The 10,671-nt window shown below is 57.1% G+C and carries 9 protein-coding genes and 1 pseudogene; 1 reads left to right on the top strand and 9 read right to left on the bottom strand.

The window, feature by feature from the left end:
* Positions 1 to 68: 68 nt before the first annotated feature.
* Positions 69 to 1,736: a M6 family metalloprotease domain-containing protein gene (locus OKC28_RS18105; protein ID WP_270690729.1), complete on the bottom strand. Its 1,668-nt coding sequence runs from the start codon at positions 1,734 to 1,736 to the stop codon at positions 69 to 71.
* Positions 1,737 to 1,896: 160 nt separating this feature from the next.
* Here OKC28_RS18105 and OKC28_RS18100 point away from each other — a divergent pair.
* Positions 1,897 to 2,189 (top strand): annotated as a pseudogene (locus OKC28_RS18100) (proton-conducting transporter transmembrane domain-containing protein); the annotation flags it as partial.
* A gap of 184 nt (positions 2,190 to 2,373) precedes the next feature.
* Here OKC28_RS18100 and OKC28_RS18095 read toward each other — a convergent pair.
* The 8 genes from OKC28_RS18095 to OKC28_RS18060 all read right to left on the bottom strand — a co-directional run bounded on the left by OKC28_RS18095 (position 2,374) and on the right by OKC28_RS18060 (position 10,625).
* Positions 2,374 to 3,993, bottom strand: coding sequence for a methyl-accepting chemotaxis protein (locus tag OKC28_RS18095; RefSeq protein ID WP_021139982.1), 1,620 nt, complete (start codon positions 3,991 to 3,993; stop codon positions 2,374 to 2,376).
* A gap of 377 nt (positions 3,994 to 4,370) precedes the next feature.
* Entirely contained in the window at positions 4,371 to 5,285 is a 915-nt protein-coding gene (secF, locus tag OKC28_RS18090) for a protein translocase subunit SecF (protein WP_170946506.1), read from the bottom strand.
* A 115-nt stretch (positions 5,286 to 5,400) separates the two neighbouring features.
* Complete coding sequence (secD, locus tag OKC28_RS18085; protein WP_046400730.1) at positions 5,401 to 7,203, bottom strand: protein translocase subunit SecD; 1,803 nt, start codon at positions 7,201 to 7,203, stop codon at positions 5,401 to 5,403.
* A 158-nt stretch (positions 7,204 to 7,361) separates the two neighbouring features.
* Positions 7,362 to 7,835, bottom strand: coding sequence for a hypothetical protein (locus OKC28_RS18080; RefSeq protein WP_174218924.1), 474 nt, complete (start codon positions 7,833 to 7,835; stop codon positions 7,362 to 7,364).
* 111 nt (positions 7,836 to 7,946) lie between these two features.
* On the bottom strand, positions 7,947 to 8,804 hold the full coding sequence (locus tag OKC28_RS18075; protein ID WP_270690724.1) for a DUF6279 family lipoprotein: 858 nt from the start codon (positions 8,802 to 8,804) through the stop codon (positions 7,947 to 7,949).
* A 3-nt stretch (positions 8,805 to 8,807) separates the two neighbouring features.
* On the bottom strand, positions 8,808 to 9,641 hold the full coding sequence (locus OKC28_RS18070; RefSeq protein WP_159166644.1) for a phosphotransferase: 834 nt from the start codon (positions 9,639 to 9,641) through the stop codon (positions 8,808 to 8,810).
* Positions 9,631 to 10,227 (bottom strand): penicillin-binding protein activator LpoB, encoded by a 597-nt coding sequence (gene lpoB / locus OKC28_RS18065; RefSeq protein WP_005314873.1) that lies wholly within the window; start codon positions 10,225 to 10,227, stop codon positions 9,631 to 9,633. The genes OKC28_RS18070 and lpoB overlap by 11 nt, the downstream gene beginning before the upstream one ends.
* On the bottom strand, positions 10,227 to 10,625 hold the full coding sequence (locus tag OKC28_RS18060; RefSeq protein WP_270690721.1) for a YcfL family protein: 399 nt from the start codon (positions 10,623 to 10,625) through the stop codon (positions 10,227 to 10,229). The genes lpoB and OKC28_RS18060 overlap by 1 nt, the downstream gene beginning before the upstream one ends.
* Between the last annotated feature and the right edge of the window lie 46 nt (positions 10,626 to 10,671).

Here is a 10,671-nt window from a genome sequence, read left to right as displayed (position 1 = left end):
TGTCGGCGAAGGTGAGCTGATGACTCATGATGAACCCTTTTTCATGGCTCCAGATGACAAACATGATCTCATATCAGGGACTTGTTCGCACCTTCCCTAACGCCCTTCCCACTCAGATAACCTGAGTAATTTTCTTGATTTGAATTACCATCACCACCGATGTCGAATGTCATTCGACTTGAGACAGCGCTAATATTCGTCAGCTCCAACCCTGAATCAGCACCACTCCACCAGCGTGAGTTGGTTCCTCGACTGGACAGCGCATTTGGTTGAGTATCACCAAACGTGTCTTTCCCAGAAGCATGATACATATCATAAGCATCACCAAGATTAATATTTTTCTCTGGGTCACGATTCCCGTCCGCATGTTCCATCTGAACATATGGATACCACTCATTATTATTGGAGCCATCAGGATCAACATGCCATACAATCAGACCTTGCCCCGGCATATACTGATTTTGCCCGGTCTGAGTTCTTGTCTCTATATAAAAAGCTTCACCGGCTTTATTCGGGTTGGACCAGCGGTATAGTGTGTTGCTGTTAGCCTGGTGACTCAATAGACCTGAAGGTGCATTGCCATTAACCGCAGGATTGAGCTCAGTGATCGTTTCCCAGCCACTCAGTGAGCGAAAGTAGCCATTGGGTGGAACTGGTTTTTTATGTCTGTTACCGGTTACACCGCCATATCCCATAATGCAGTGCGAGCCAGCGGATCCTCCTAAACTGCCATCGTAATCGTAAAGATCAGGCCAGCCGAACAACAGGTGTCCTGACTCGTGGATGAAGGTCCCGATAGATAAACTGCTATCCATGTTGGAGATCTGGTATTTGGATGCACAGACCCCATCGGCACACCAGCGGTTCAAGCCACCTTGATGAGGCCATAGGCCCTGAGCCCAGCCACCACCAGTCTTGCCAGAATAGAACACATTCAAACCACGAATATTGCCGTTACTATCTTTCGAGATGGTCGAAAAGTCGAAGCCTTCGGTATATTCAAGCCAATCCAGCGCTTCGACGATCAACTCTCTTGCTCTGGCACCATAGGTTATCGTGGGGTCTGTGTAGTAGGACTTATATTTCTTGGCCGTATAATATCCAACCACAGTATTGGTATAGTCCAATTTATTACCAGACACGGCACGAAAATAGTCCCGGATTGATTGTGCATTTCCATGGCCTGTGTAACCGATTTGGTTGGTGTAGTTGATGACCTCACTGGGTGGAATGGAGCTGGATTCATCAGGAAACTGAATTAATATGGTCAACCCTCTAACATTACCTGTTACATTGGCATATAGATTGGCAAAACCACTGATTTTGGGTGATTGGGCTTGATATTGTAAAACTTGTAATTGCCTGGCGTTACGTTGCACGATAGAACGCTTGGCATGTTGAGGAATATCAGTGTCCTTCTGTATGGACCTGGTGCTAATACCATTCGATTCGGTAACCAGAATTCCGGTCGACTCAAACATCTCTTCATTTTCTGAAAGCTTGGCATAAGCGTAACCTTTCAGGGTATTGTCATAGATAACCGGATAGCCATCTTTAGTACGTTGATCTGCGTAAAGAGTTGAGCCATTGAGGATCAACTCAAGTGTCGAACCATCCGGCTGCGTAACCGTATGATGATAGTTGACGTAAGGTACTGCGGCTTCCGTTTGAACAGCGAACATGACTGACCCTATGATGGTTAAAATATTTAACCATCCTGCTCTTCCATTTTTCATTTTATCTTCCTTGTGAGTCCCGTGCAGAAGAAGTCTTATATCCAGTTCACCAAGGGAGCAAATTTTATTTTCAAACTGGGATGTGTGTAACCATTCACCGGCGTGAATTCAAACAGAGCCATGTCATTTTTTGTGGTTATATCCCTGCTCAGGGAATCGCTCAGGTATTCCCATGACCTTGGGCTTTATCGGCAAGTTCTATCTTATTGGCGTGACGGTCGAAGCCCGACTGTGGTGGTTCTCTGGTGCCAGAGTGCTCGGCAGCGCCCTGGGGCTCTACTACTAGGGTCATGATCACTCTCTATGTGCGAGATGCGTGATGCCAAGGGCGACTGGGCCGTCACCTCGGGCGGGCTGGTGGTACTGCTCTTCGCCATCATGGTGATGACACTGGGCATCTATCCCCAACCGGTCATCAGTCAGGTACAGGGCCTGCAGAACCGGGTCTTGCGCCAGCTCCCAATGCCCCTTGTGTCAGGCACCGTTGGCCATCTTCCAGATATGAAAAAATCCGAAACCGGCTTGACTGGTTTCGGATTTCTTATGCGCATATCAGGGTTATCAAGGTGCCACAGATATCACTCAGCGTGCCCCCTGGAACGACCTTAATGATGGCGGCACCAGGGGCCACTGACCATCACTGGATACGGTAACGGGAGATCTGCTGATGGATGCTCTCTGTGGTCACATTGAGCTCTTCCGCTGCGGCCGAGGTCTCTTCTGCCGTACTGCTGGTCTGCTGGACCACCTGTGCAATCTGCTCCACCTGATGGGCGATGGATTCCGCCGCCGAGCTTTGTTCGCGGATGGCATTGGTGATTTCACCGACCTGATCCATGACCCGGTGCGACGCATGGCGGATCTGGGTGATGATCTCCCCGCTTTCAGTGGCCATCGCAACCCCTTGCACCACTTTTTCCTCTACCTGACTCATTCTGGACACTGTGGCCTGAGACTCTTGTTGAATTGCCTCTACCGTTGCCGAAATTTCCTGGGTTGACTGAGCCGTACGCTCAGCCAGCTTGCGCACCTCGTCAGCGACCACCGCAAATCCTCGACCTTGCTCACCCGCACGGGCAGCTTCAATGGCGGCATTGAGGGCCAGCAGATTGGTCTGGCCTGCAACGTCACGAATGACGTTCACCACACCGCCGATCCGGGAAATGCCCTCTCCCAAGGCCGTCACCTCATGGGAGGCCTGGCGAATGGAGTCGGCAATATCGTTGATAGCTTGCACCGTTCTCTCTATGGTCGCGCCGCCGTCACTGGCAAGCTTGCCCGACTCGTTGGTGATACGGCTGGTCTCCTGGGTTCGCTGCGAGATATCCGTGATGCTCACCGTCATCTCCTCCACCCCCGCAGCAATCAAACTGGTTGCATCATTTGCCTGGCTCGCGGAACTGGCAAGGTGCTGCGCAGCCTGGGAGAGCGACTCAGCCGTGCTTTTTATTTGCAAACTGCCCACCGAAAACTCAGTAAAGGTTTGCTGCAAGGTATCCAGCAGACGATTGACCGCATTGAGCGTCAACCCAATCTCATCCTGCTGCTTCACGTCTGCCCTCAGGGTAAAATTCAAGTCGCGCTGGATCAGGGAAAGGGTCTGCATGGCAAGTCGAAGTGGGTTGGCAACCTGATTGAACAACCAGATAAAAAGCCCCAGGGTCAATATGCCGGTGCCACCGGCAATGAACAGCAGGGTTTGCAGGCTGCTGTCATAGTTCTCTTCTCCCTGCCGCTTGAGCGCCAGCCCCAGATCGACATTGAACTTGACATGGCGCTCTATCGCCTGAGCAAACTGCCCAAACAGCGTCATGACGTTGTTTGCCAGATAATCTCTGGCCTCGGTGTTTTTGTTTTGGCGCGACAACAACAGGACCTTGTCTATCTCCAGATAATATTGGGCAATGATCCGCTGATCATCATCAGTCAATCGCCTGTCTTCATCATTGGAAAGCATCTCGGCTTTATATTTTTCCAGAAGCGAATTGATCGCTGTCCGTATGTCAGCGATATCCGTTTCAATCTGCTGCATCTTGCCATCATCGGTATTGAGTACATGTGTCTGGATCAGCGCATGCAGCTCATAGAAATCGGCCTGCACCTCCTTGATCAAGGATATGCTTGGCACTGTATTATCCGTCACATAACTCAAATCCTGGTTGGACGCCGCGAGGCGATTGATACTGAACCAACTGAGAAATACGAGAGCCACCATCACCAGCAAGGCAATCAGTTGAAGCCGGCGCGCAATGTTCATAACCGCATACTCCATAAGGAAACTCCCTAGCAGTGTAGACGATGCATAAACAAAAAACGGTCTGCGAAACGGGCCGTTTCATTGCCTACCCTGGCCGGCCAGACGCGCCTTTTTGACTTGCGCTTGTTCGGGACTTTGCCACTCCTCCAGCCGGTGGCAGTGCCGTTCAGCACATGCCCTATGTCTGTACCTGAACACAATGCTGGATAAACAGCAGGCCAGCTCGCTGGGTCATACCCGCCAGCCAATAAACAAGTAGAGGGAAGCACAATGCCTCCCTCTTGTTATTCACACCTGTCACAAACGGGCCAATGGTCAGCGCCCCCTGAGCACATTGCCCAACAACCCGTTTTGCCTGCAAGGGCTGGCGAGTCAGATCATGCCGCTTCTGCCAGCTCTTCCTCTTTTTTCTGGTACGCCTGGGGCGTGAGTCCCAGCAGCTCCTGGACGGTCGATGCTACCGTGATGGAAGAGATGGTACCCACCAGGACGCCGGTAAACAGCGTGAAGGCGAAGCCGAACAAGGCATCCCCCCCGAACAACAGCAGGGCGCCCACGGTAAAGAGGGTGGTCCCCGAGGTGATCATGGTGCGGCTGAAGGTCGCCTTGATCGCCACGTCCGAGCACTCGTAGATGGAGAGTTTGGTGCGTGAGCTCAAGATGTCCCGCAGCCGGTCCGAGATGACGATGCTGTCGTTGAGCGAGTAACCGATCACCGCCATCAGGCCGGCGATCACATTGAGGTCAAACTCGATGTGGAACAGCGCCAGCAGCCCTATTGCCACCAGACCATCGTGCAGCACAGAGATCAGGATGCCGATGGCCTGGCGCCACTCGAACCGTACCGCCAGGTAGGCGGAGATGGCCAGTGATGCCACCAGCACCGCCAGCATCCCCTGCTGGAACAGCTCGGCGCCCACCTGGGGGCCGACTATGGTGGTGCGCAGCAGCTCCACCGGCAAGTTGAGCTGTTGACCCAGCATGATCGCCAGCTCCTCGGCCGGCCAGGGCAGCTCGTGGGGCGGCAGCTTGATGAGCCACTCTCCCGGAATGCCGGCGCCATTGAGTTCGATGGCCCCTGCCAGCGGCGCGCTCAGCAGGGCATTGAGTTCATGGGCCTCTTTCAATGTCTGGATACGAAACTCCAGCAAGATACCGCCGGTGAAATCGAGCCCGAGCTCCAGACCGTTGATGGCCAGCACGGCTATGCTCGCCACTGTCAGCAGCACGGAAATCCACAATCCAATGTAACGCCAGCGGGTCAGGCCCATGGCAACGATCATTCTCAACATAATTTTATCCTCGACAACAGCTGACTCGGGCTTCCCAACCGGAAGCGCGTGACGCAGGCGCGGAGCAGGCTCGAACGCGCGGCGCTATGGCACAGAGTAAATGCAGGGGTCACGGTCACACCCTCAGCAGCTTGGCGCTGCTCTTGCCCCACAAGGGGTTGATGATGGCGCGAGTACCCCAGATACCGGTCACCATGCTGGAGATGAGACCCAGGATCAGGGTGATGGAGAAGCCCTGCAGCGGGCCAGATCCGATGGAGTAGAGCACAACGGCACAGATCAGCGTGGTGATGTTGGCATCGAAAATGGTGCGAAACGCCGAGCGATAGCCAAAGTCGATGGCATTGGCAAGGCTGCCCCCTTCACGCAGGCGGTCCTTGATCCGCTCAAAGATCAGCACGTGGGTATCCACCGCCATGCCGACCGTGAGCACCAGACCGGCGATCCCCGGCAGGGTCAGTACAGCCCCCGGCAGCACGGCCAGCATGCCCACCTGCATCAGCAGGTTGGCGATGAGCGCCGTGATGGCAACCCAACCAAACTTGCGATACCAGGCCATCATGAACAGCATCATGCCCGCCATGCCGAACGCCAGTGCGGTGAAGCCAGCCTCGATATTTTGCAGCCCCAGGGTCGGCCCGATTGAGCGCTCCTCCAGGATCTTCAGCGGCGCTGTGAGGGCACCAGCCCGCAGCAGCATGGCCAGCTCCTGGGCTTCGGGTACGCTGGCAAGTCCTGTGATGCGGAACTGGTTGCCAAGGGCTGTCTGTATGGTGGCGACGTTGATCACTTCGCTCTGGGCCCGCAGCTTTCCCTGGGCATTGGTCTTGTATTCGGTGAAGACGGTGGCCATGGCGCTGCCCACATGCTGGCGGCTGAACTGGTTCATCTTGCTGCCACCCAGGGTGTCGAGCACTATGCTCACCTGGGGTTGTCCCATCTCCCCCATGCCTGCCCGCGCATCGACTATGTGCTCACCGGTCAGTACCGGCTTGCGCGCCATGCCGACCGCCTGACCGTTGCGATCCGCCATGAAGAAGCGGCTCTCCGGCTGGGCCTGATAGAAGGCGAGTGACGCCGTGGCGCCTATCACTTCCTTGGCTTGCTTGGGATTGTGTACCCCGGGCAGCTCGATGCGAATGCCATCCTGGCCCTGACGCTGGACCGAGGCTTCGACGATGCCAAGCTCGTTGATCCGTTTCTTGAGGATCGACAGGTTCTGGGTCACGGCGTTGTTGGCCAAGAGGGTGCGCTCGGCCTCGCTCATCACCAGTCGCAGCTCGTTGCCGCTGCGATTAAGGGTCCACTGATCCTGTCGGGTACCGGCAGAATCCTTGATGATGTTGAGCCAGGGAGCCTGATCGGCCACCTCGGGCAGTATGACCCGCACCTCACCCTCGCTCACCCGGGCCACGTTGGCACCCCGCAGGCGCGCTTCACGGAACTGGCTGCGCAGCATGTCCACCAGGTTTCTGGTCTGGTTGTCCACCACGAAGCTGAGATCGACCCCGATCAGCAGCTGGGAGCCGCCACGCAAGTCCAGCCCGAGCTTGATGGGAGCCGCGCCGAGCTGGCTGATCCAGGTCGGGGCATTGGAATAGAACTCCAGGGTCAGGGCTGCGCTGTCATAGCCTTGCTGCTCCAGCAGCTGCTTGGCCCTTTGCTGTTCAGACTGGCTGCTGAACACCAGTTCGACCCGCTCTTTTTGTTGTACCTGTTTGACCGGCGCTATCTGGTTGTCGGCCAGCAGGGTGCGCTGCGCTTCTGTCAGGCTGGTCTGGCCATGCAGGCCAAGTGAGGGCTGCTCACCGAAGAAGGTAGGCAGGGAGTAAAACGCGAAAGTGAACAGCATGAGCAGCAGCAGGGCGTACTGCCACTTGCTCATGCGGTTCAGGGTGATACGACTCTTTTTTCTCATGGCAAAAGCCTCTGTCAGGAGAAGGCGGCGGGCACGCACACCAAAAAGGTGAACGGCACGCAAGAAAATACAAATGAGACAGTGAGCCTGTTCACGCGCGGTGAGCAGGCTTTACGGGAGGCGATGAGGCTGTGCAGTAAGACCGGACCCCATCGGGATCAGGCGAGATAGCTCTGGGAGAAGCGGTATTGCAGGTGTTGGCGTTGCAACCTGTGCCGATGAATGGTGGCAAAGCGGTCGCGGAAACTGTTTTTGGGGGAGTAGAGGACGGCGTAGAACAGCAGGCCGCACAGCAGCAACAGGATCGCCTGCTGCGACCAGCTCATGATCAGCTCGTAGACAACGCTGCCGGGCTGACTATCGCTGCGCAGGGAGTGCTCGAGACGCAACAGGTGATTCTGGTGGGATCCGACAAACTTGACGATGCCGTCATCGCTGTCACTGGCACTGTGGAGCGCCCGCGAGCTGTCTGACTGCTCGCCTGTACCGGCATCATTCATCACCTGAGTGTGCTGGGAGGCAGACGGATGCGCGGATACCTCGAGCCCCTCCACCGAGACGGTAGAGAGCAACAGAGTGAGCGAGATGAGCAGTGTCATCAGCGCCAGTTTCACTTTGTCCAGCAGGCTCAAAAAGTTAATTCCCAAATGATAGAAAGGGCAAACTACCACAGAGGCCCGCCAAGGACAAGGCGGCAAGGCTCATCACCTCGCCGCGCTGACCTTGCAATGCCCCCCCTGCGCTTACCCCTCGGACATCTTTCTAAAGTCCCGGGCATAGTCCTTGAGCAGGGAGTAAAGATGGGTGCGCTGGGAGATATCCAGCGACTGGCTCAGGGCGCTCAGCCAGTTGACGGTACGCTGGCGGGATTGATCCGTGTAGCCGGTGAAACGGCCATCCATGAGCCCATCCCCCTGCTGCAACAGGGCGGTAAGCTGGGCACCGAAGTCCGGGCTCTGGCGCTGCTTCATCAGCCGGGCCAGCTCCTTGGTCCAGGCGGTCTGAAACTCCAGCCAGGGGGCTTGCAGCTCATACTGCCACTCCACCCACTGCGCCACCAAAGGCGCCTGCGCCGGTTTCACTTCGCCAATCCAGAACACCAGTCGCTCGTTCATCTTGTCGGTGAACTCCTTGAGCATCTCGGCCTTGGGCTTGCGGGCAAAGTCCTGCTCCCGCTCGGCCTGACGGGTGAGCCTGTCCTTCATGAACATGACCACCTGATCTTCGGTCAGGGTGCGGGCAAGCCGAACAGCACGGGGAACCGTGTTCTCCAGGGTGCGGGTCAAGCTCTGCTGGGCCGCATCCAGATGGCGGGAAACCTGCGCCGGGCTCATGGGGCTCGCGACCGCCTTGGCCAGGGCATCGAGATCATCTGCATAACGGGGCACCTCGTGCTGACGGTGCCAGGCCATCAGCCCTTTGACCTCATGATCCAGCAAGCGCTTCTGGCCACGATCCAGCGAGAAGTAGTCATCCAGCTGCCAGACGATGGCCACGTCCAGCCAGTAATAGACAACGCGGGTGGAACAGCCCACCAGCAGCAGGCAGAGCAACAACAGACTCCAGCTGCGGGGCTGACGCCAGGAAAAGGTGGTCATCATGCACTACTCCAAACGTTGACGATTCATGTCGATCAGGGCCTGATAATCAGGCTCGGCTTGTTGCTCGGCCATCAGCAGGGCCCACAGCAGGCCAATGTAATCGACCCAGGGCAGGAAGGCCTGACTCTGAAAGCCCTTGGCTCCCAGCGTCCTCCCTGCCCGCTCAAGATAGCGCTGTTCCAGTGCCGCTCGCCGCTCGTCATCCCAGCCGTGGGTGCGCTGTATGCTGGCGACCTCGAAACCGGGGTGACCGGCGGCGCCATACTCCCAGTCGATGACCCAGGGGCGCGACCCCAACAAATTAGCCGGATTAAGATCGTGATGGCAAGGGAGCCAGCAGTCGTCAGGCTCGCGGCTGGCAAGCAGCGCACGCTCCAGCGCAGGCAACCACTCAGGGATCCGGGCCAGACGGCCGCGATAACCGGCGGCATGAGCCCGCACCGCCATCACGACGGCGGGCACAGGCAGCCGGTGCAGTCGCACCAGCACCTCAGCCAGCAGGCCGGGCTGCTCGGCCAGGGGCGGTGGCGCCTCGGCCCAGTTTGGTTCGTCGCACCAGTCCAGCAACATCAAACCGCTGGCAGGATCGCTGTGGTGGCAGGGCAGCGCCAGCCCTTGTGCCATGGCGCCCTGATAGAGCTGCCACTCTGTGGCTCTGTCGATGCCGAGCCGATAGGGGTCGGGGTGACCAAGCCGCAAAAAATGACTGCGCCCCGAGGGGAGGCGCAGTCGATAGTTGCAGTTGGTCAGGCCACTGGCCAGAGATTCCAGCCGTCCCGAGCACCAGGGGACGGGCAGGCTGGCCAGCAGCTCGAGCTCTGCCAGATCACCAGCCAAAAGTAGACTTCTTCGCCTGTTTGCGGATCTCTTTCTGGTCGGCCCACAGCAGTTCGCCGTTTTGCAGATCCATCAGGTTCATGGTCATCTGGTAGTAGACGTCCTTCACCTTGCCGTTGTCCTTGACGATGCTGCTGAGGTTGCCATAGACCATGTAGCGGGCACCGGTCTGCTTGCCCAGACGCACCATGGAGGCAGGATCCACCATGCCGCTGCTCTGCTGGTATTCGAGCTGCTGCTTGACCGCGGCCACCTTGCTCATGTCGACGAAGCGGAACTTGCCAACGCGCAGCAACTTGGTGCGGATGGTATCCGTGATGGCTTCGGTATCGATGTGCTCCGAGGTCTTGTTGCGGATGGAGTCCATGAACATAACGGGACGACCACCTGCTGTGATCTCGCTGGTCGCCGGTGAAGCGAGCATGGAATCCGCCATCTTGTCGGCAATGGCCTGCAGATCCGATGAGCCGTAATCCACGGTCACCGTCTCGGTTTCGGTGGGATCGCCATAGCTGACGGTGGTACTGGAACAACCGCCGAGCAGCAGGGCGCCGCTCAATATCAGCAGGGCATGATTCATTTTCATCAGTTGGATTCCTCAATCACTTCGCGTACATAAATCCGGTATCCCTGAGCGGCCGGGCTCGGCGCCAGGGCAGACAGGGTGCGGCTCTGATAGCCGTGGAGCTTGATGGGCGTCCAGCCGCGACCATCACTGGCCACTTCCTGCCCCGCCTCATCATACCAATAGAACATATATTGCAGCTTGTTATCGCCACGCTGGGCACTGGCAGCGGCCACATTGACCTGCAGCAGGCCGTTTTGCTGGCGCCGGCTCAGCTCGGTCAGGGTCACATTGACGTTCTGATGCTGCTCCTGCACAGGCGCCGCACCCGCTGCGCCATAGAGCGCCACGCCGGACGTATTGGTGGCGCAGCCTGCCAGCAGCATAACCAACCCCAGGGCCAACCCGTATGCTTTCATCTTGATCTCCTTAGCCGGCGGCCACAGGGGCCCAACCGATCAGTCA

The sequence above is a fragment of the Aeromonas sp. D3 genome, assembly GCF_027705025.1.
GTDB lineage: Bacteria > Pseudomonadota > Gammaproteobacteria > Enterobacterales > Aeromonadaceae > Aeromonas > Aeromonas salmonicida.
Note: the sequence above shows the minus strand (reverse complement) of the source record. Positions and strands in the feature narration are given on the sequence as shown.